Origin of the sequence: Mycobacterium attenuatum (assembly GCF_900566085.1) — a bacterium.
Classification (GTDB): Bacteria; Actinomycetota; Actinomycetes; order Mycobacteriales; family Mycobacteriaceae; genus Mycobacterium; species Mycobacterium attenuatum.
In genome coordinates this window covers 1-21,085 of record NZ_UPHT01000010.1, presented here as the reverse complement: position 1 = coordinate 21,085, position 21,085 = coordinate 1, and the positions used below count along the sequence as shown (strand labels likewise).

At 65.2% G+C, this 21,085-nt stretch carries 20 protein-coding genes; 14 read left to right on the top strand and 6 right to left on the bottom strand.

Translation table 11 applies throughout. The annotated features are described in order from the left end of the window. Together EET13_RS02165 and fadD2 are read right to left on the bottom strand one after the other, a co-directional pair. The coding region (locus EET13_RS02165; RefSeq protein WP_136623079.1) for a PE family protein at positions 1–634 on the bottom strand (634 nt) is incomplete at its 3' end. A gap of 174 nt (positions 635–808) precedes the next feature. After that, positions 809–2,479 (bottom strand): long-chain-fatty-acid--CoA ligase FadD2, encoded by a 1,671-nt coding sequence (gene fadD2 / locus EET13_RS02160; RefSeq protein ID WP_122440750.1) that lies wholly within the window; start codon positions 2,477–2,479, stop codon positions 809–811. A 67-nt stretch (positions 2,480–2,546) separates the two neighbouring features. Here fadD2 and EET13_RS02155 point away from each other — a divergent pair, with 67 nt between their 5' ends. After that, complete coding sequence (locus EET13_RS02155; RefSeq protein ID WP_122440749.1) at positions 2,547–3,809, top strand: DNA polymerase domain-containing protein; 1,263 nt, start codon at positions 2,547–2,549, stop codon at positions 3,807–3,809. Here EET13_RS02155 and EET13_RS02150 read toward each other — a convergent pair. Then, a complete protein-coding gene (locus tag EET13_RS02150) occupies positions 3,800–5,176 on the bottom strand; it encodes a NarK family nitrate/nitrite MFS transporter (RefSeq protein WP_122440748.1) in 1,377 nt (458 codons plus the stop codon). The two genes, EET13_RS02155 and EET13_RS02150, sit on opposite strands and share 10 nt — an antisense overlap. A gap of 171 nt (positions 5,177–5,347) precedes the next feature. Here EET13_RS02150 and EET13_RS02145 point away from each other — a divergent pair, with 171 nt between their 5' ends. From EET13_RS02145 to EET13_RS02110, 8 genes are all read left to right on the top strand, one after another. Then, positions 5,348–6,340, top strand: coding sequence for an ABC transporter substrate-binding protein (locus tag EET13_RS02145; RefSeq protein WP_122440747.1), 993 nt, complete (start codon positions 5,348–5,350; stop codon positions 6,338–6,340). A gap of 113 nt (positions 6,341–6,453) precedes the next feature. Then, complete coding sequence (locus tag EET13_RS02140; protein WP_122440746.1) at positions 6,454–7,116, top strand: 5-oxoprolinase subunit B family protein; 663 nt, start codon at positions 6,454–6,456, stop codon at positions 7,114–7,116. A 35-nt stretch (positions 7,117–7,151) separates the two neighbouring features. Next, positions 7,152–8,030 carry a 5-oxoprolinase/urea amidolyase family protein gene (locus EET13_RS02135; RefSeq protein WP_122440745.1) on the top strand — a complete coding sequence of 293 codons (879 nt, stop codon included), beginning with the start codon at positions 7,152–7,154 and terminating at the stop codon, positions 8,028–8,030. Between the two features lie 6 nt (positions 8,031–8,036). After that, positions 8,037–8,582 carry a GNAT family N-acetyltransferase gene (locus tag EET13_RS02130; RefSeq protein WP_122440744.1) on the top strand — a complete coding sequence of 182 codons (546 nt, stop codon included), beginning with the start codon at positions 8,037–8,039 and terminating at the stop codon, positions 8,580–8,582. A 369-nt stretch (positions 8,583–8,951) separates the two neighbouring features. Next, entirely contained in the window at positions 8,952–10,349 is a 1,398-nt protein-coding gene (locus EET13_RS02125) for a nitrate/nitrite transporter (RefSeq protein WP_122440752.1), read from the top strand. A 78-nt stretch (positions 10,350–10,427) separates the two neighbouring features. Beyond that, complete coding sequence (locus EET13_RS02120; RefSeq protein ID WP_122440743.1) at positions 10,428–11,570, top strand: uroporphyrinogen-III synthase; 1,143 nt, start codon at positions 10,428–10,430, stop codon at positions 11,568–11,570. Beyond that, positions 11,567–12,292, top strand: coding sequence for a sirohydrochlorin chelatase (locus EET13_RS02115; RefSeq protein ID WP_122440742.1), 726 nt, complete (start codon positions 11,567–11,569; stop codon positions 12,290–12,292). The genes EET13_RS02120 and EET13_RS02115 overlap by 4 nt, the downstream gene beginning before the upstream one ends. Before the next feature lie 112 nt (positions 12,293–12,404). Next, the gene (locus EET13_RS02110) at positions 12,405–12,854 is read left to right on the top strand and encodes a TetR/AcrR family transcriptional regulator (RefSeq protein WP_122440741.1); all 450 of its coding nucleotides are present in this window, start codon (positions 12,405–12,407) and stop codon (positions 12,852–12,854) included. A 76-nt stretch (positions 12,855–12,930) separates the two neighbouring features. On the opposite strand, the gene nirD is transcribed toward EET13_RS02110, so the two are convergent. Continuing rightward, positions 12,931–13,287: a nitrite reductase small subunit NirD gene (nirD, locus tag EET13_RS02105; protein WP_122440740.1), complete on the bottom strand. Its 357-nt coding sequence runs from the start codon at positions 13,285–13,287 to the stop codon at positions 12,931–12,933. A 24-nt stretch (positions 13,288–13,311) separates the two neighbouring features. After that, entirely contained in the window at positions 13,312–15,873 is a 2,562-nt protein-coding gene (gene nirB, locus EET13_RS02100; protein ID WP_122440739.1) for a nitrite reductase large subunit NirB, read from the bottom strand. A 216-nt stretch (positions 15,874–16,089) separates the two neighbouring features. Here nirB and EET13_RS02095 point away from each other — a divergent pair, with 216 nt between their 5' ends. Continuing rightward, positions 16,090–16,551 (top strand): Hsp20/alpha crystallin family protein, encoded by a 462-nt coding sequence (locus tag EET13_RS02095; protein WP_122440738.1) that lies wholly within the window; start codon positions 16,090–16,092, stop codon positions 16,549–16,551. A 4-nt stretch (positions 16,552–16,555) separates the two neighbouring features. On the opposite strand, the gene EET13_RS30135 is transcribed toward EET13_RS02095, so the two are convergent. Beyond that, entirely contained in the window at positions 16,556–16,699 is a 144-nt protein-coding gene (locus EET13_RS30135) for a hypothetical protein (RefSeq protein WP_168990647.1), read from the bottom strand. A 67-nt stretch (positions 16,700–16,766) separates the two neighbouring features. Here EET13_RS30135 and EET13_RS02090 point away from each other — a divergent pair, with 67 nt between their 5' ends. The 4 genes from EET13_RS02090 to EET13_RS02075 all read left to right on the top strand — a co-directional run bounded on the left by EET13_RS02090 (position 16,767) and on the right by EET13_RS02075 (position 20,689). Next, positions 16,767–17,063: a hypothetical protein gene (locus EET13_RS02090; protein WP_122440751.1), complete on the top strand. Its 297-nt coding sequence runs from the start codon at positions 16,767–16,769 to the stop codon at positions 17,061–17,063. 78 nt (positions 17,064–17,141) lie between these two features. After that, positions 17,142–17,966 (top strand): hypothetical protein, encoded by an 825-nt coding sequence (locus EET13_RS02085; protein WP_122440737.1) that lies wholly within the window; start codon positions 17,142–17,144, stop codon positions 17,964–17,966. 39 nt (positions 17,967–18,005) lie between these two features. After that, positions 18,006–19,943: a fumarate reductase/succinate dehydrogenase flavoprotein subunit gene (locus tag EET13_RS02080; protein ID WP_122440736.1), complete on the top strand. Its 1,938-nt coding sequence runs from the start codon at positions 18,006–18,008 to the stop codon at positions 19,941–19,943. Continuing rightward, positions 19,943–20,689, top strand: coding sequence for a succinate dehydrogenase/fumarate reductase iron-sulfur subunit (locus EET13_RS02075; RefSeq protein ID WP_122440735.1), 747 nt, complete (start codon positions 19,943–19,945; stop codon positions 20,687–20,689). Before EET13_RS02080 ends, EET13_RS02075 begins: the two co-directional genes overlap by 1 nt. Positions 20,690–21,085 lie beyond the last annotated feature (396 nt).

The window sequence follows — 21,085 nt, the reverse complement described above, 5'->3', positions numbered from 1 at the left end:
GCCCGCCCGGGCCGAACAACAGCCCCGCGTGACCGCCGGCACCGCCAGTTCCGCCATTGCCCGCAAAGCCAAGTCCACCGGCCCCGCCGGCACCGCCGTTACCTGTCGACGAGTTCCCGCCGTTCCCGCCGGCACCGCCGGAACCCAGCAGCCCGGCAGCGCCGCCAGCGCCGCCGTTCTGGCCCGCCGCGCCCGACCCGCCGGCCCCGCCGTCACCGAGCAACCAGCCACCCGGAGCCCCGGCCGCGCCGGTGCCCGGGGCTCCGTTGACACCGTTGCCGATCAACGGACGACCGGTCGTTGCCTGGACGGGCGCGTTGACCGCGTCGAGCAAGCTCTGCAGCGGCGAGGCATTGGCGGCCTCGGCGCCGGCATACGCGCCGGCACCGGAGCTCAACGCCCGCACGAACTGCTCATGAAACAAGGCCGCCTGCACACTGAGCCCCTGATAGGCCTGGCCGTGCCCGGAGAACACCGCCGCGATCGCCGCCGACACCTCGTCCTGAGCTGCGGCCAGAATCCCCGTGGTGGAGGCCGTCGCTGCCGCATTGACAACTCCCAGCGCCGAACCTATATCCGCAAGCTGGGCAGCCGTCGAAGCCACCACATCCGGCACGGCAATCACATACGACATCCGATAACCCCTGACATCAATCGACCGCGCCACCGACATACATGCGCAATTCGCCCGGCTGAGTTCAGCAGAATTACACCACTTGGCGGGCGAAGAAAATCCTGTTTCTCAGATTCCCGGTGACGGTGCGCAGCGCTTTGTAGCGTTGTCGCCGATTGCGGCAGCTACCCGCTATTAGATCTCCATCTCGCGCAGTTCACGCTTGAGGATCTTGCCGGTGGGATTGCGCGGCAGCTCGTCGATGAAGACCACCTCCCGCGGCACCTTGTACCGTGCAAGGTGGTCGCGCACATAGTGTTTGATGGTGTCCTCGTCGACCTCGGTGTCGGGCTTTTTCACCACGAACGCGCGCAGCCGGGCACCCCACTCCTTGTCCTCGACACCGATGGCGGTGGCCTCCACCACGTCGGGATGTCCGCTGATCAGATCCTCCACCTCGGCCGGGAACACATTCTCACCACCGGAGACGATCATCTCGTCATCCCGGCCGCTGACGTAGAGCAGGTTGTGCTCGTCGAAATAGCCCACGTCACCCGAGGACATCAGGCCGTCGATGATCTGCTTGTGCCCGCCCCCGGTGTAGCCCTCGAACGGGAAGGCGTTGCCGACGAAGATCCGCCCGACCTCGCCCCGTGGCAGCTCCTTGCCGTTCTCGTCGAGAATCTTGACCTTCACGCCCTTGACGACCGGCCCCACCGTCGCCGGGTTGCGCTCCAGGTCCTTGGGCCCGGCGATGGTGGCGAACGCGATCTCGGTCGAGCCGTACATGTTGTAGATGACCGGCCCGAGGTCCTTGAGTGCGCGCGAGGCCAACTCGGCACCCAGCTGCGACCCGGACACGAAGACGATCTTCAGGCTGGACAGATCGGGTTTCTTGTGCATCTTCTCGACCGCATCCAGGATGCGCGACAGCATCACCGGCACCACCACCATGGCGGTCACCTTGTATTTCTCGATGTCTTCCAACACCAGCGGCGGCTTGAACTTCCGTCGCAGCACCAGCGTCGACCCCAGGAACATCGCGATGGTGGCGTGCAGGTAACCCAGCGCGTGGAACATCGGCGCCGGCAGCGACGTCACCTCGCTGGCCTTGAAGGGAACATGCGACAGGATGCCACCGACGGGTGCCAGGGTCGGCGGGGTACTGCGGTTGGCACCCTTGGGGGTTCCGGTGGTGCCGCTGGTCAAGATGATGATCGACGCGTGCTTGCCGGCCTTGGGAGCGGGCGCGGTGCTGCTGCGCGCGATCAGGTCGTCCAGTGTCTCGTCGGTGCTTCCCGACGGCTCATCTTTATCGGGGTTGATGCCCAGGGCGCGGAGCTTACCCAGTGGCGGCTCGGCCTTGCTGACGGCCTTGGTGTACTCGTCGTCGTAGATGATCAGCTTGGCGCCTTCGCGTTCCGACACCTCCTTGATCTGAGGGCCCGAGAACTCGCTGTTCAGCAAGATGATGCGGGCGCCCACCCGGGCGGCGCCGTAGTTGGCGATGAGGAACCAGCGATGGTTACGCGCCAAGAGAGCCACCCCGTCACCGGCGCGCACCCCCTTGGCGAGCAGGGCGTTGGCCAGAGCGTGGGCGGCGTCGTCGAGCTCCTTGTAGGTGAACTCGCCGTCTTCGTCGATGCACGCCGCCCGGTCCGGATGGCGTCGCGCGTTGAGCGACGGCAGCATGCCGAATTCGCCCCACTTCACGATTTCGTTTGCCATCGCGGCATAGTTCAACGGCGACTCCAACCGGAACGCGCCCGATTCGACGATCTTGCGCACGTAGTGCAGTTCCGAGGTACCGCGGTCGACATATTGCTGGATCTTTCCGAGCCCGGGCAAGTCACTGAGGTTAGGCATAGCCTCACAATATGTGACGGGGGTCGCAAACCGGCCAGAAGGTATTCCGGAATTAGCATGGACTCCCATGACCGGTCCGGCGTCACTGGACATCGCCGGACACCACGTCACCATCACCCATCCCGACCGAGTGGTGTTTCCCGGCCGCGACGGCCGGTCCGGATATACCAAGCTCGATCTGGTTCGTTACTACCTTTCGGTGGCCGATGGCGCCCTGCGCGGCGTGGCCGGCCGCCCGATGATCCTCAAGCGCTACGTCAAAGGCATCTCCGAAGAAGCGGTATTCCAGAAGCGTGCCCCCGCTAACCGCCCGGACTGGGTCGACGTTGCCGAACTGCGCTACGCGTCGGGCACGTCCGCCAAGGAAGCCGTCATCCACGACCCAGCGGGGCTGGCGTGGGTGATCAACCTGGGCTGCGTCGACCTCAATCCGCACCCGGTGCTGGCCGTCGACCTCGACCACCCCGACGAGCTGCGGATCGACCTGGACCCGATGCCCGGTGTCGAGTGGCGACGCATCATCGACGTCGCGCTGGTGGCGCGTGAGGTGCTCGAAGACAACGGCCTGACCGGCTGGCCCAAGACGTCGGGATCGCGCGGCTTCCACGTGTATGCCCGGATCGCGCCGCACTGGCCGTTTTCGAAGGTCCGCCTGGCCGCCCAGACCATTGCGCGCGAAGTCGAGCGACGAATGCCCGACGCCGCAACCAGCCGCTGGTGGAAGGAGGAACGCCAGGGCGTGTTCGTCGACTTCAACCAGAACGCCAAGGACCGTACCGTCGCGTCGGCCTATTCGGTGCGGGCCACTCCCGACGCCCGGGTGTCCGCGCCGCTGCACTGGGACGAGGTGCCCGACTGCGATCCGCGGGACTTCACCGTACATACCGTTCCCACCCGGTTCGCCGAGATGGGTGACCCGTGGGCCCGGATGGACGAGGCGGTGGGCGACCTCGACCGGTTGCTTACGCTCGCCGAGGAATTGGGCCCGCCGGAAAAGGCGCCCACGCGCGCCGGCAAGCCGACCGACGGCCGGCGCCGCTCCTCGAAGCCGCTGATCGAGGTCGCGCGCACCAAGACCAGGGATGAGGCGATGGCCGCGCTGGACACCTGGCGCAGCCGCCATCCGGCCGCGGCCCGTTGCCTAGAGCCCGCCGACGTGCTGGTCGACGGGATGCGCGGGCCAAGTTCGATTTGGTACCGGATCCGGATCAACCTGCAGCATGTGCCGCCCGAGCAGCGGCCGCCGCAGGAGCAGCTGATCGCCGACTACAGCCCCTGGGTGGGCTATTCACCCAAGCCGAAACCGGCGTCGGACACCGATCAGATCTGACTGGTCCCGGCTGCCCTGCGCAGGTAGCGGTACCACGTCACCACCAGCAGGCCCACGAAGAAGATCACATAGAACCGCAGGGCGGGTTCGATGCTGCCGAACTGCGATTTCGACCACGCGTAGGCCAGCGGCACCACAAACCCGCCGAAAGCGCCGACCGCGGAGATGACGCCCAATGCGCCGGCGGCCTGGCGGCGCATCTGAACCATGGTCTGGGGGTCACCGCCCGCCAGCTCACCTTTGATCGTGAAGATCCGGGAGATCATCCGATAGGTCGATCCGTTGCCGATACCGGTGGCCACGAACAAGAACATGAAGCTGAGGAAGAACATCGGCAAGTCGACCTCGCGAACAGCCCACAGCGCCGCTGCCGCCCCGACCGCAAGCATGGCGAAGCTGGCCGCGGTGATCCGGGCCCCGCCGATCCGGTCGGCGAGCCTGCCACCCAGCGGACGCATCACAGATCCGACGGCAGCGCCCAGGAAAGCCCAGCTCAACGCGATGTCCCCGCGGCCGAACACGCTGGTCAGCAGCGTCGGGAAGGCCGCGGAGTAGCCGATGAAGGACCCGAAGCTACCGATGTACAGCAGCGACATGACCCAGGTGTCGCGGTGCGCCAACGACTGCCAAACGGGTTTCACGTCGGCCTTGGCTTCAGCCAGGTTGTTCATGAACAGGAACGCGCACACCGCGGCGGCCACGGCCAACGGGACGAAGAACAGTCCGGCACGTGCCAGCGCCATCCCGCCGCCGGCGACCACGATCGACGGAATGACCTTCTGCACCACCGCCACACCGATGTTGCCTCCGGCCGCGTTGAGACCCAGCGCCCAGCCCTTGTCCCTCTCCGGGAAGAAGAACGAGATGTTGGCCATCGAGGAGGCGAAGTTGCCGCCCCCCAACCCAGCGGTCGCGGCGATCGCGACCAACAGCGCGAACGGGAGACCGGGATGGCTTACCGCCCACGACAGCAGCAGACAGGGAACGATCAACAAACTTGCCGAGATGACCGTCCAGTTGCGTCCGCCGAAGATCGGGACGGCAAACGTATACGGCAACCGCAGCAACGCGCCCACGCCGCTGGGAATGGCCACCAAGCACAGCGCCTGACTGGCCGACAGCGCCCAACCCGACGGAGCCGCGTGCCCGTGCGTGGCCGTCATGTGCACCACCACGATGCTCCACAGCATCCACACGCTGAACCCGATGTGTTCGGCGAAGATGGAGAAAATCAGGTTGCGCCGGGCGATTGGTTTGCCGATCCGCGCCCAGAACTCGGGGTCTTCCGGGCGCCAGTCGTCGATCCAGGGACCTTCGACATACGGCGCGCGCGGCGGCGCCTGCTGGACTACCGGGGCAATGGTCATGGCGCGAACGCTAACGATGCGCTGTTACCGACTCCGGCGCCCGCAGTTACATGGTCGAAAAGCAAACATCACAGCCGTCTTGCTAGGCCTGTTAGAAAAAGTGCGCCAATGTGCGGGCATATCGGCACTGCACAGCAGTCGGCGGAGTCGGGCACGCGATAGTCTCACGCGGTGCAACAGGGATGGAGTCGACGCGGATTCCTGCAGGTCGCTGGAGCAACAGGGCTCGTCGCCGCGGGGGTTTCGGGCTGCTCGTCTCGTGAGCCCAAACCGGGCACCGCCGGCGGCGGGGTGGTGACCATCACTCACCTTTTCGGCAAGACCGTCGTCAAAGAGCCACCCAAGCGCGTGGTCAGCGCGGGCTTCACCGAGCAGGACGATTTGCTGGCGGTGGGTGTGGTCCCGATCGCGGTGACCAACTGGTTCGGCGACCAGCCGTTCGGGGTATGGCCGTGGGCCCAACCCAAGCTGGGAGCGGCGCAGCCGGTGGTGTTGAACCTGGACAACGGAATTGCGGTCGATCAGATTGCCGGCCTGAAGCCGGACCTGATCGTGGCCATCAACGCCGGCGTGGACGCCGACACTTATCAAAAGCTGTCGGCGATCGCCCCGACCATCCCGCAGTCCGGCGGCGACGCGTTCTTCGAACCGTGGAAGGACCAGGCGACCACCATCGGCCAGGCGGTTTTTCAGGCCGACCAGATGAAGTCGCTGATCGACGACGTCGACCGCAAGTTCGTCGGGGTCGCCCAGAAAAATCCGCAATGGAAGGGCAAGAAGGCGCTGCTGCTGCAGGGCAGGCTCCGGCAGGGCAACGTGATCGCCACCATGGCCGGCTGGCGCACCGACTTCCTCAACCAGATGGGTCTGGTCGTGTCCGATGCCATCAAGCCCTACGCCGCTGACCACGTCGCGGTCATCCCTCCCGAGCACATCAAGGACGTGCTCGACTCCGCCGATGTGCTGATCTGGTCCACCGAAAGCCCGGACGACCAGCAGGCGTTGCTGGCCGACCCCGCAATCGCGGCCGCCGGGGCCACCGCCCAGAAGCGCCACATCTTCACCACCAAAGACCTCGCCGGAGCGATCGCGTTCGCATCGCCGCTGAGTTATCCTCTGGTGGCCGATCAGCTGCCCCCGCAGATCGGCGCAATCCTGGGCTGAATTCCCGGTCGGCAATGCCGCTGACCGCATCCTCATGAGCGTTTGCTAAGGCACCTCTGGCAGTGCTCGAAGATCCCTCGCCCGACCGCCGATAACGGGGCTACCGTCGAAAGATGAGCGTGACGAACCTGTCTAGCGACCTCGCAGCCGACGCGGTGGCGCACACCGTTGTGGACTACGGCGATCAGGCGCTGATGCTGCAATGTGACAGTACCGCTGAGGTTTTGGCATGGACGGACGCGCTGCGTGCGGCCGGCCTGCCGGGCGTAGTCGACATCGTTCCGGCCTTGCGGACCGTGTTGATCAAGCTGGCTGCACCCCGATTCCAAGGGGTTACCCGGCAGCGGCTGCGCCGCCTGCCGGTCGGCTCTGCGGCGTCACCGCTCGATCACGAGGATGATCACCCCGTCATTGACGTCATCTACGACGGTCCCGATCTCGGCGAAGTCGCAGCCCACACCGGCCTGACCACCGCGCAGGTCATCAACGCGCACACCGGCGCCCTGTGGCGGGTGGGATTCAATGGGTTCTCGCCCGGTTTCGCCTATCTCATCGGCGGCGACCCACGGTTGCGGGTGCCTCGCAAAGTCGAACCGCGTACCGCGGTGCCGGCCGGATCAGTCGCTCTCGCAGGCGAATTCAGCGCGATTTATCCGCGCCGCTCGCCGGGCGGGTGGCAGATCATCGGCCATACCGAGGCGGTCCTGTGGGACGTCACCAGACCCAGGCCCGCGCTGCTCATGCAGGGCATGTGGGTGCAGTTCCGGGCCGCGTAACGCCGCGTAACAACGCGTAACAAGGAGCAACTGCCATGACGATCCTGGAAGTCCTGCGCACCGGGCCGCTGGCTATCGTCGAGGATCTCGGCCGGGCGGGCCTCGCCCATCTCGGGGTCGGCCGCTCCGGAGCCGCCGACCGCCGCTCCCACACGCTCGCCAACCGGCTGGTGGCCAATCCCGACGACCGGGCCACCGTCGAGGTCACGTTCGGCGGGTTCTCGGCGCGGGTGCGCGGCGGCGACGTCGACATCGCCGTGACGGGCGCCGACACCGATCCCGCTGTCAACGGAATCATGTTTGGCACCAACAGTATTCATCATGTCCGTGATGGCGAGGTGATCTCGTTGGGCACGCCCCGCGCCGGTCTTCGGACATACCTGGCCGTGCGCGGCGGCATCTGCGTAACCCCGGTCCTGGGTTCGCGAAGCTACGACGTGATGTCGGCGATCGGGCCCGCACCACTGCGAGCCGGCGATGTACTGCCGGTTGGCGAGCACACCGCGGACTATCCCGAACTCGACCAGGCCCCGGTGGCCGCCTTCACCGGTGCCACGGTCGAACTGCTAGTGATACCGGGTCCGCGCGACGATTGGTTCGTCGATCCCGACGCTCTGGTCCACACCGACTGGGTGGTCTCCGACCACAGCGACCGGGTCGGCACCCGGCTGGTCGGACGTCCGCTGCAACATCGCAACCCGGACCGGCAGCTGCCCAGCGAGGGCACCACTCGCGGCGCGATCCAGGTGCCGCCCAACGGATTACCGGTCATCTTGGGTCCCGATCACCCACTTACCGGCGGCTACCCGGTGGCGGGCGTGGTGATCGACGAGGACATCGACAAGGTCGCCCAGGTGCGGCCGGGCCAGCACGTGCGGCTGCAATGGGCAAGGCCCCGCACGCAGATCCGTTAGCCGCCCGTGCCCGCTCAGATCCACACGGCACGCTTGGTACACACCTCCGATCTGGACGGCGAGACACGCCAGCACATTCACCAGATGGTGGCCGATGCTTTCGCCGGGGACTTCACCGAAAGCGACTGGGAACACGCGCTGGGCGGCATGCATGCCCTGATCTGGCACCACGGTGCGATCATCGCCCATGCCGCCGTGGTGCAGCGGCGACTGATATACCAGGGCAGCGCGTTACGCTGCGGTTACGTCGAAGGTGTTGCCGTACGCGAAGACTGGCGCGGCCAGGGTCTGGTGAGGGCGCTGCTCGACGCCGGTGAGCAGGTGATACGTGGCGCCTATCAGCTCGGTGCGCTCAGCTCCTCGGCGCGGGCGCGCATGCTGTACGCGTCGCGGGGCTGGTTACCCTGGCGCGGCCCGACGTCGGTGCTGGCGCCCACCGGCCCACTCCGCACTCCCGACGACGACGGCACCGTGTTCGTCCTGCCGGTCGAGGTCACCCTGGACACCTCGGCGGGACTGATGTGCGACTGGCGCGCGGGCGACGTATGGTGACCGTCTGAATCTCGTTGTGCGCCAACCACTCATGGCCGCATCATCCTGAACCTCTGTGACATGCAGCATATTCGAACTCCTACCGAAGGACGCTGCCAGCACGCTGACAGAAAACTGGAATTCAACTTTCAGCGGATTTCCACCTCACCAAGTTGACTCGCTTCCATACTCGATGTGAGCATCGAAGGACGGAACGGCGCATGCCCGGTCTTCGCAGGTTGTCCACACCCGCATCAACATCGTGAGCCGGCCGAGACGAGCGGCAACGCCGGCAATTGCTCGAGGGGGAATCGGGCTGCATGCCTCTGCGTGGGCCACGCGCAACGTCTGCTCGTGGACAGCGCACCGTGCACGAAAGGTGAAGACCGTATGGGCCGTAACCAGCGCATCGCGGACTGGAATCCGGAAGACACCGCTGCCTGGGCGACCGGTAATAGCAAGATCGCACGGCGCAACCTGCTGTGCACGGTCGCCGGCGACCATGTGGCCTTCTCGATCTGGTCGCTGTGGTCGGTGATGGTGTTGTTCATGCCGGCATCGGTCTACGGATTTTCGGCGGGCGACAAGCTGCTGCTGGGCGCCGTCGCCACGCTGGTCGGGGGCGGCGTTCGCATCCCGTACACCTTGGGTATCGCGAAGTTCGGCGGCCGCAACTGGACGATGTTCTCGGCGTTCGTGCTACTGATCCCCACCGCCGGCACGATCGTGCTTCTCGCCAACCCCGGGTTGCCGCTGTGGCCCTACGTGGTGTGTGCGGCGCTGACCGGGCTGGGTGGCGGCAACTATGCGGCCTCGTTGGCCAACGTCAATGCGTTCTACCCGCAACGACTCAAGGGCGCAGCGCTGGCCGTCAACGCCGGTGTCGGCAACCTCGGAGTCGCGGTGATCCAACTGGTCGGCCTTTTGGTGCTGGCCACAGCGGGCCATGAGGCACCGTACTGGGTATGCGCCACCTATCTGGTGCTGCTGGCAGTGGTGGGCATCACGGCGGCGGTCTTCATGGACAACCTCGAGCACCGCATCGAGCTCTACCACATGCGGTCGATCCTGTTCGACCGCGACACCTGGGTCATTTCGCTGCTCTACGTCTGCACCTTCGGATCCTGGATCGGGTTTTCGTTCGCCTTCGGGCAGGTGCTGGAGGTGAATTTCCTGGCCAATGGTGAAAGTCCGAAGCATGCGTCGCTGCACGCCGCCCAGATCGCCTTCGTGGGACCACTATTGGGGTCTCTGGCACGGATATACGGTGGACGATTGGCCGACCGCCTCAGCGGCAGCCGCGTCACGCTCGGCGTGCTGGCCGGCATGATCGTCGGTGCCGGGATGCTGGTCGCCTTAAGCACTTACGCCGACCATGCAGCTACCACGGTGACGATTCCCATGGTGGGGTCCGTCATCGGATTCATGGTGTTGTTCATCTTGTCCGGGATGGGCAACGGATCGGTGTTCAAACTGATTCCGTCGGTGTTCGAGGCGCGCAGCAGGTCGCTGCTTGTCACCGATGCCGAACGCCGCCACTGGGCACGTGCCATGTCGGGAGCGCTCATCGGAATCTGTTCGGCGGTAGGCGCGCTCGGCGGCGTCGGAATCAATCTGGCTCTGCGCGAGTCCTACCTCAGGAGCGGCACCGAGACCTCAGCGTACTGGGCGTTCCTGTTTTCCTATATCGTTGCGGCCGTCCTGACCTGGGTGACCTACGTTCGGCGGCCGCATTCGGAAACCTCGGTCCAGGACGCGAAGGCACGGCCCGAACTCGCCCGGGTGTGACCACCGCCTCAGCCGTGGGCAATGCCCAGGCAATTGCCTTGTAACGCCGCCGAAATTTCCAAGGCTTAGACAATTGGTATGGCCCAGCGGAATTCTGAGCCACTGAGGGGCTACCGCATTGCAGTGACATCAGCTCGCCGCGCCGACGAGCTGTGCGCGTTGCTGCGCCGCCACGGTGCCGAGGTATGCGGTGCTCCGGCGATCTCCATGATCGCCCTGCCCGACGACGACGAACTCCACGCCAACACCGAGGCGTTGATCGCTGCTCCGCCGGACATCCTGGTGGCCCATACCGGCATCGGCATGCGCGGCTGGGTAGCCGCGGCCGAAGGCTGGGGATTGGCCGGCCAACTCATCGAGGCGTTGGCCTCGGCACGGGTCATATCCCGCGGACCAAAAGCCACTGGCGAATTGCGCGCCGCCGGGTTACGCGAGGAGTGGTCCCCGGACTCGGAGTCGTCGCAGGAGGTGCTGGCCTACCTGCTGCGCACCGGCGTATCGGGGAAGCGGATCGCGGTCCAGCTGCACGGCGCCGCCGACAGTTGGGACCCGTTCCCGGAGTTTATCGCCGGCTTGCGCGCAGCGGGCGCGACAGTGGTACCTGTCCGGGTATATCGTTGGAAACCAACACCTTTGGGTGGTGAATTCGACCAGCTGGTCGCCGGCATCGCCCGGCGGCAATTCGACGCGGTTAGTTTCACGTCGGCACCCGCTGCGGCGGCGGTGCTGGAACGCAGCCGCGAGTTGGGTATCGAGGAACAGGTAGTGGACGCGCTGCGCACCGACGTGCACGCGATGTGTGTAGGCCCGGTCACGTCGCGTCCGCTGGCCCGAAACGGTATCCCCACGTCGTCGCCGGAGCGAATGCGGTTGGGGGCCCTGGCCCGCCATATCGCCGAGGAATTGCCACGGCGCGGATCGTGCACCATAACGGCCGCAGGGCGCGTCGTCGACATCCGCGGGACCTGCGTGCTGGTCGACGATTCCATCAAGACGCTGTCGGCTTCGGGAATGGCGATCCTGCGTGCATTGGCCCAACGCCCCGGCGACGTCGTCGGCCGCGACGAACTGCTCACCGTCTTGCCGGGCAACGGCGACGACACTCACGCTGTCGACACCGCCGTGTTGCGGCTACGAACCGCTTTGGGCGACAAGAACATCATCGCTACTGTGGTCAAGCGCGGCTACCGGCTGGCCGTCGACATGCAGGAACACCTATGAACCTGGTCCTGACAGCGCACGGCACCCGCAGGCCGGCCGGGGTCGCAATGATCGGAGACCTGGCCGCCCGGGTAAGCGTGCTGGTCGATCACACCGTTCATGTTGCGTTCGTCGACGTGCTGGGACCCACGCCCAGCGAAGTGCTCGCCGGGCTGGCCGTGTCGGCAGTATCGGACCGGCCCGCAATCCTGGTGCCCGCCTTCCTGTCTCGCGGGTACCATGTTGGAACCGACCTACCCGCCCATGTTGCGGCCAGCGGCCATCAAGACGTCACCGTCACCCCGGCATTGGGGCCCGGTCGGGAGATCACCAGAATCCTCGCCCATCAGTTGGTGAAATCTGGTTGGCATCCGGGTGATTCGGTGATCTTGGCGGCCGCGGGAACATCGGACCACCGAGCGCATGCCGACCTGCACACCGCCCGGAAGTTCCTGTCGACGCTCACCGGGCCTCCGGTAGAGCTGGCGTTCGCGACCACTGGCCGTTCCGATGTCGGCGCGGCAGTTGCCCGCGCCCGCCGAAGCGGCGCGCGCCGTGTGGTGGTCGTCTCCTATCTGCTGGCCGAAGGTCTGTTTCAAGAACGGCTACGCGCCTGCGGTGCCGACGTGGTGACACCGCCGCTGGGTGAACATCCAGGATTGGCGCGGCTCATCGCCGGCCGGTTCCGCGATGGCATGCGGCTTCGTGCCCATAGCCGGCGAATAGCACGCATGCCGAATTAGGTGGAGCACAAGCTCTTTGCCGACAAGACTTTTCCAGCAGATCCTGCCGGTGTAAGGCACGCCGAGGTCACCGACGCTTGATCTTTGGGCACATCCGCGCAATCCTGGCACCATGGCCCGTCACCAGGAGCCCTCACGCGGGCTCCTCGACCCGGTAGCGAAGATGCTGCGGCTGCCGTTCAGCACACCGGAATTCATCGACAAAATCGTCACCGGTAGCGTCAATCAGGTCGGGCGCCGAACGCTTTACATGCTGATCACCACGTGGGACGCCGCCGGCGGCGGCCCGTTCGCCGCGAGCGCCGTGGCATCGACCGGTTTGGCCAAAACTGCGGAGATCGTCCAGTCGATGTTCATCGGCCCGGTTTTCAACCCGCTGCTCAAGATGTTGGGCGCCGACAAGATCGCGGTCCGGGCTTCGCTATGCGCTTCTCAGCTGGTCGGCCTGGGGATCATGCGCTACGGGGTGCGCTCGGAGCCGCTGCACTCGATGTCGGTAGAGGCGCTTGTCGACGCGATCGGTCCGACGATGCAGCGCTACCTCGTCGGCAAGATCGATTGAGTTCGCCAGCGTAACGCCGCGGCACAATTCGGCAGGGTGGAATTTCGCAGTGGCGTTACGTTCGTGACGACCAAGCTCAGGCAGCGATCCGCGCGACCTGGATGTGCCCCTCGGGGGTGACGCGCGCCGGGTACACCGGCACCGACACCCGTGGATCGTCCAGGCAACTTCCGTCGTCGAGCGCGAAAGCCTGCTTCAGGATCGGTGATTGGACGGTGACACGCCCGCCGCGATCGCCAACGATCCCCCGGGACAGCACAGCCGCGCCGGAGAACGGGTCCACGTTGCCGACCGCGCGCACCGAGCCGTCGTCCAGCCGGAACAGCGCCGCCTGGCTGCCGTCGTCGAGCAGCACACCGACACCACGGCCGGGAATGAGGTGGTCGTACGCACACGCGGTGGTCCACACCTGAATAGCGTTGAGAAGCGTCATGATTCCCTCCCTAACTATGACTAACTATGAGCGTATCCGCGGCATACCAATGGGCACAGGCACTTTCCGCCCGGCACGCTCGGTGAACGTCACGGTCGAATCGACCGCGTCGGGGGCGTTGACGAAGGAGACGAACCGCGACAGCTTGTCCGGATCCTCCAGCACGCCCTTCCATTCGCATTTGTAGTTGGCAACATGCCGCTCCATTGCGGCCTCGAATTCCTCGGCCAAGCCGAGCGAGTCGTCGCAGACGACCTCGCGCACATGGTCGAGCCCAAGTGATTCCACCCACGGCGCCGTGCGTTGCAACCGGTCGGCCGTGCGGATGTAGTACATGAGGAACCGGTCGATGTAGCGGACCAGCGTCGGGGTGTCGAGGTCGCTCGCCAACAGCTGGGCATGCTTGGGAGTCATGCCGCCATTGCCGCCCACATAGAGGTTCCAGCCTTTTTCGGTGGCGATGACGCCGACATCCTTGCCGCGCGCTTCGGCGCACTCCCGTGCGCAGCCCGAAACACCCAGCTTGATCTTGTGCGGTGCGCGCAGGCCGCGGTAGCGCAATTCCAGATCGATGGCCAGCTGCACCGAATCCTGCTGCCCGTAGCGGCACCAGTCGCTGCCCACGCAGCTTTTCACCGTGCGCAGTGCCTTGCCGTACGCGTGACCGGACTCCATGCCCGCATCCACCAGCCGCTTCCAGATCTCCGGGAGCTGATCAACCCGGGCACCGAACATGTCGATGCGCTGCCCACCGGTGATCTTGGTGTACAGCCCGAATTCCTGGGCGATCTGGCCGATCAATATCAGGTGCTCGGGTTTGATGTCGCCACCGGGGACCCGCGGCACCACCGAGTAGCTGCCGTTCTTTTGGATGTTGGCCAGGAAGTGGTCGTTGGAATCCTGCAGCGCGGCCTGTTCGCCATCCAGGATGTGCTCGGAGCCGGTGGACGCCAGGATGGAGGCGACCACGGGTTTGCATATGTCGCAACCCTTTCCGCGGCCAAAGCGCTCCAGCAGCCCGGAGAAGGTCCGGATCTCGGTTGCCGAAATGATTTCGAAAAGCTCTGCTCGCGACTGGCTGAAGTGTTCGCACAGCGCCTTGGACTGCTCGACACCTTCGGCTTCCAGCAGTTGTTTCAGCAGCGGCACGCACGATCCACACGAAGTGCCGGCCGCGGTGCACGCCTTCAGTGCGGGCACGTCGGCGCAACCATCGGCGATCGCGCACTTCAGGTCGCCCTTGGTCACGTTGTTGCAGGAGCAGATCTGCGCCGAATCCGGCAGCGCGCCAACTCCCAGAGCACCAGCCCCGGATCCGGCCGGCGCGATCAGTGCCAGGGGGTCTCCGGGCAACTCGCTGCCGACCATGGGGCGCAACACGCCGTACGACGAGGCATCGCCCACCAGCACGCCGCCGAGCAGGGTCTTGGCGTCGTCGGAGAGCACCAGTTTGGCGTAGGTGCGCTTCACCGCGTCGTTGACAGCCACCTCGAGGCAGTTCTCGGTTTGGCCCATCGCATCGCCAAAGCTGGCGACGTCCACGCCGAGCAGCTTGAGCTTTGTCGACAGATCCGCTTCCGGGAATTCGGCGGCCCCGCCGAGCAATCGGTCGGCCACCACCTCGGCACTGGTGTAACCGGGACCGACCAGGCCGTAGCAGCATCCCTCGATGGCTGCCACCTCACCGACCGCGTAGATGTCGGGATCGCTTGTCCGGCAGGACAAATCGGTGAGCACACCGCCACGCTCGGCGATGGCCAGACCGGCCGCCTTCGCCAGCTCGTCGCGCGGCCGGATGCCGGCGGCGAAGATCACCACCCCCGCCTCGATGACGTCACCGTCGGCGAGCCGGACCCGCACCGACGCAGGACTATCTGAGTGTTCAACCGGCTCAATGGATTCGGTGCCTGTGCCGACATGGACAGCGATGCCGAGGTCGGTGATCATCCGCGCGAGCAGGGCACCGCCAGCCTCGTCGATCTGCTGGGCCATCAATCGCGGCATCATCTCCACGACGTGCGGCTGCAACCCGAACTGACGCAGCGCATTCGCTGCTTCGAGTCCCAGCAGGCCACCACCGATGACCACTCCGGTGTGATCCGAGTTCTGCGCAGCTTGGGCACCGGCGCGGATGGCGTCGAGGTCGTCCAGCGTGCGATAGACGTGGCATTGGGGTAGGTCGTGTCCGGGAACCGGCGGCACGAACGCGTACGAGCCGGTGGCCAGCACCAGGGCGTCGTAGCCATGCCGCTGCCCGTCTGCGGTCATCACCGACTTGGCCGCCCGATCGATCTCGGTCACCCGCGTGTTGAGCAGCAGCCGCACCAGATCGTCACCGGCATAGTCATTGCCCGGCAATGCCAATAGGCCGCGGTCCCAGCTTTCGGTGTAGGAGGTCAGCCCGACCCGGTCGTAGGCCGCGTCGGCCTCCTCGGCCAATACGGTGATCCGCCACAGGCCGCTGGTGTCGCGGGCACGCAGTGCCTCCACCAGTCGGTGGCCCACCATGCCGTGCCCGACCACGACCACGTGTCGCGAGCAGGGCGAAGCCCCACCGCGCGCGTGCGTAGTTCCGGCTGAAGCCATGCCATGAAGGTTAAGGGCGGAAAATTGCCGAAAAATCGCCCAATGTGACAGCCCGATGACATGGCGATCACACCTGGGAAGGCGCTGTGTGACTGCGTTCACTTACGGCGAAAGCCCAGACGGAACTTAAGCGGGGCCGACTCATGTTCTTCGGGATAGCGGACCCGGCAGAGCGCCGGACACAGCTAACTCACAAGGAAGAATCAGGAGATATCCATGAGCAATCTTGCACTGTGGTCGCGTCCGGCCTGGGGCACCTGGGACCCCGACCGCTTGCTGCGTGACTTCTTCGGCCCCGCCGCGGCCACGGACTGGTACAAGCCGGCAACCGGCGGGTTCAGCCCGGCCGCGGAGATCGTCAGGGACGGTGACGACGCCCTGGTCCGACTGGAGCTTCCGGGCGTCGACGTCGACAACGACGTCAACGTCGAGGTCGACATTACGAACGGGGTGAGCCGCCTGGTGATCCATGGCGAGCATCGGGACGAACACGCGGAAAACGCCGACGGCCGGGTCCTGACGGAGATCCGTTACGGGTCATTCCGCCGTTCATTCCGGCTGCCCGCGCAGGTCACCAGCGAGGCCATTGCGGCGTCGTATGACTCCGGCGTCCTGACCGTGCGGGTCAGCGGTGCCTATGCGGGAAATCAGGCGCAGCGCATCGCGATCACGAAGTAAGCCGTTAGTTCGGGCGACGACGATCCGGCGGGGTGGACAGCTCCGCCGGATCGTCGGTCCCGGCCACGTCCAGGCCGCCGGGGAACCGGAAGCTTGCGCGCGACGACGCTGAGATGTCCTGTGCATCGTCGTCGGGTGCGGATACCATCGGGTGACGTATTGTGATCCGAAACACCATCAGCTTCCAGGAAGTTGCGACGATACAGGGAGTGACGTTGTCCGCCTCTGCTGAAATCGCCGAACTGCACGACCTCATCGGCGGTCTGCGGCGGTGTGTGACCTCGCTGAAGTCTCGGTACGGCGACGACCCGGCCATGCGCCGCATCGTCATCGACGCCGACCGGATCCTCACCGACATCGAACTGCTTGACACCGATGTCTCCGAGCTGGACCTGGATCGTGCCGGCACTCAGTATTCGGGCGAGAAGATCGCCATCCCCGACACCGACTACGACCGCGATTTCTGGCGCGACGTCGACGACGAAGGTGTCGGCGGTCACAGTAGATACTGACAATCAAACCCCGCCGAAAAGGGGGTCCTCTATCTGTGTACCCTTCGACGAGATACCACTCGAAGAGGATCACACCAGATGAGCGCACCGACGGCGAACCGTCCTGATACCGGCGTTTTCTCACCCACCCGCGCGCAAATCCCCGAACGGACCTTGCGCACCGACACGTGGTGGTGGGCACCGCTGGTCACCAATATCGGGTTCCTGGCGTTCATCGTGTATGCGACCACCCGGGCATTCTGGGGCAGCGGCTACTGGGTCGAGAAGTACCACTACCTGACGCCGTTCTACTCACCGTGCGTCAGCGCGTCCTGCGTACCGGGCGCAAGTCACCTCGGGGTCTGGTTCGGGCACTTCCCGTGGTGGATTCCATTGGGAAGTCTCGTTTTACCGTTCCTGCTTGGTTTCCGGCTCACCTGCTACTACTACCGAAAGGCCTACTACCGGTCGGTGTGGCAGTCGCCGACGGGCTGTGCGGTACCGGAGCCGCGCGCCCACTACACCGGCGAAACCCGGCTTCCGCTGATCATCCAGAACAGCCACCGCTACTTCTTCTACATTGCGGTCGTGGTGTCGGTGATCAACACCTATGACGCGATCATGGCCTTCCATTCACCATCCGGTTTCGGCTTCGGTTTGGGCAACGTCATTTTGGTGACCAACGTGCTCCTGCTGTGGGCCTACACCGTGTCCTGCCATTCATGCCGGCACGTGACCGCCGGCCGCCTCAAGCACTTCTCCAAACACCCAGTGCGGTATTGGATCTGGACTCAGGTCAGCAAGCTCAACACCAGGCACATGCTCTTCGCCTGGATCACACTGGGCACGCTGTCGCTTACCGACTTCTACATCATGCTGGTGTCCACCGGGGCGATCACAGACTTGAGATTCATTGGCCACTAGGCCAATTCATGATTACAAAGAACAGCTGAGCGAGGTTTCATGGTTGAGGTCGAACGGCACTCCTACGACGTGGTCGTGATCGGTGCCGGCGGCGCAGGGTTGCGGGCAGTCATCGAGGCGCGCGAGCGCGGCTTGAAGGTTGCGGTGGTGTGCAAGTCGTTGTTCGGCAAAGCCCACACGGTGATGGCCGAGGGCGGCTGCGCCGCTGCGATGGGCAACACCAACCCGAAGGACAACTGGAAGACCCACTTCGGTGACACCATGCGCGGTGGCAAGTTCCTGAACAACTGGCGCATGGCCGAATTGCATGCCAAGGAGGCCCCAGACCGCGTCTGGGAGCTGGAGACTTACGGCGCCCTGTTCGACCGCCTCAAAGACGGCAAGATCAGCCAGCGCAACTTCGGCGGCCACACCTATCCGCGACTGGCACACGTCGGCGACCGCACCGGCCTGGAGTTGATCCGCACCATGCAGCAGAAGATCGTCTCGCTGCAGCAGGAGGATTACGCCGAGCTCGGCGACTACGAGGCGCGGATCAAGGTGTTCGCCGAATGCACCATCACCGAGTTGCTCAAGGATGGCGCGGGAAACGAGGAGCGGATCGCCGGGGCGTTCGGCTACTGGCGCGAAAGCGGCCGGTTCATTCTGTTCGAGGCACCCGCGGTGGTGCTGGCCACCGGCGGGATCGGCAAATCGTTCAAGGTCACGTCGAACTCCTGGGAGTACACCGGCGACGGGCACGCGCTGGCGCTGCGGGCCGGCGCGTCGCTGATCAACATGGAGTTCGTCCAATTCCACCCGACCGGCATGGTGTGGCCGCCCAGCGTGAAAGGGATCCTGGTCACCGAGGGGGTCCGCGGCGACGGCGGGGTCCTGAAGAATTCCGACGGCAAGCGGTTCATGTTCGACTACATCCCGCCGGTGTTCAAAGGCCAGTACGCCGAGACCGAGCAAGAGGCCGACCAGTGGCTCAAGGACAACGACTCGGCCCGGCGCACCCCGGATCTGCTCCCCCGCGATGAGGTCGCCCGCGCGATCAACTCCGAAGTCAAGGCCGGCCGCGGCACCCCGCACGGCGGCGTCTACCTCGACATCGCATCCCGGCTGACACCCGAGGAGATCAAACGGCGGCTGCCGTCGATGTATCACCAGTTCATGGAACTAGCCGGGGTGGACATCACCAAGGAGCCGATGGAAGTCGGGCCCACCTGCCACTACGTGATGGGTGGCGTCGAGGTGGACGCCGACACCGGCGCGGCCACGGTTCCCGGGCTGTTCGCCGCCGGCGAGTGCTCCGGCGGTATGCACGGCTCCAACCGCCTGGGCGGGAATTCACTGTCAGACCTGCTGGTCTTCGGCCGGCGGGCCGGCTTGGGGGCGGCCGACTACGTGCGGGCCCTGAGCAGCCGCCCATCGGTGTCGCAGGAGGCTGTCGACGCCGCGGCCAAGCTGTCGCTCAGACCTTTCGACGGACCGACTGACGGCTCGGCGCCGGAGAACCCGTACGCACTGCAGATGGATTTGCAGCACGTGATGAACGACCTGGTCGGCATCATCCGCAAAGAGGACGAGATCTCCAGGGCGTTGACCCTGCTGGAAGAGCTGTGGAAGCGGTTCCAGAGAGTGCAGGTGGAGGGGCACCGTCAATACAACCCGGCCTGGAACCTGGCCATCGACCTGCGCAATATGCTGCTGGTCAGCGAGTGCGTGGCGCGCGCCGCTTTGGAACGCACCGAAAGCCGGGGCGGACACACACGTGACGACCATCCCGGCATGGACGCCAACTGGCGCAACACCTTGCTGGTCTGCCGCGCTGCTGAAACCGCCGGTGACAGCCCCGCCGGTCCCCACATCACCATCACCCACCAGTCGCAGGTGCCGATGCGATTGGACTTGCTGGAACTCTTCGAGATTTCCGAGCTGGAGAAGTACTACACCGACGAAGAGTTGGCCGACCATCCGGGACGGAGAGCGTAATGGGCTACAACGCGTGTTTGCGAGTGTGGCGCGGCGATGACAGCGGCGGTGAACTTCGCGACTTCACCGTCGAGGTCAACGAGGGCGAAGTGGTACTCGACGTCATTCACCGTCTCCAGCAAACGCAGACGCCCGATCTGGCGGTGCGGTGGAACTGCAAGGCCGGCAAGTGCGGATCGTGTTCGGCGGAGATCAACGGCAGGCCGCGGTTGATGTGTATGACGCGGATGTCGACGTTCGCCGAGGACGAGGTGGTCACCGTCACGCCGCTGCGCACCTTCCCGGTGATTCGCGATCTTGTCACCGACGTGTCGTTCAACTACGAAAAGGCTAGGGAGATACCGTCTTTCGCGCCCCCCAAGGATCTGCAGCCCGGCGAGTACCGGATGGCGCAGGTCGATGTCCAGCGCTCACAGGAGTTCCGCAAGTGCATTGAGTGCTTCCTGTGCCAGAACGTGTGCCACGTCATCCGCGACCACGAGGAAAACAAGCAGGCATTCGCCGGGCCGCGGTTCTTGATGCGGATCGCCGAGCTGGAAATGCATCCGCTGGACACCCTGGACCGGCGCAAGCAGGCCCAGGAGGAGCACGGCCTGGGATACTGCAACATCACCAAATGCTGCACCGAGGTATGCCCGGAGAACATCAAGATCACCGACAACGCGCTGATCCCGATGAAGGAGCGCGTCGTCGACCGCAAGTACGACCCCGTCGTGTGGTTGGGTAACAAGCTGTTCCGACGCTAGGTGCCGGTTGCGAGGACGGTCGCCGGTCCGTTAGGCCGGCGGCGGCATCGGGTATTCCCTGCTATGCGTAGTGCCGGGCCGGGCCTGCCCGCAACCGCAACAGGCAGGAGCAAACACATGCGAGAAACCAAAAGCATTAACGACATTCGAACGGCCATCAGGGAGTTGTCGGTCCGCGCAGAACTCGCTCACAAAGAAGGGCGACATGACGACGCCACCGAAATCGAAGGCCGCATCGAGGGCCTCCGGGAAGAGCTAGCCGGGCGCCCCTAGCCCGAAGTTACGGCGGTGAGGACGCTCGAACCCCCAGTTGAGCTGGGGGTTCGGTGTTTTCGGGTGTGGATGTTTTGGCTACTGCAGGCTTAGCGGGATGGTTGTGTTGAGGAGTTGGAAGGC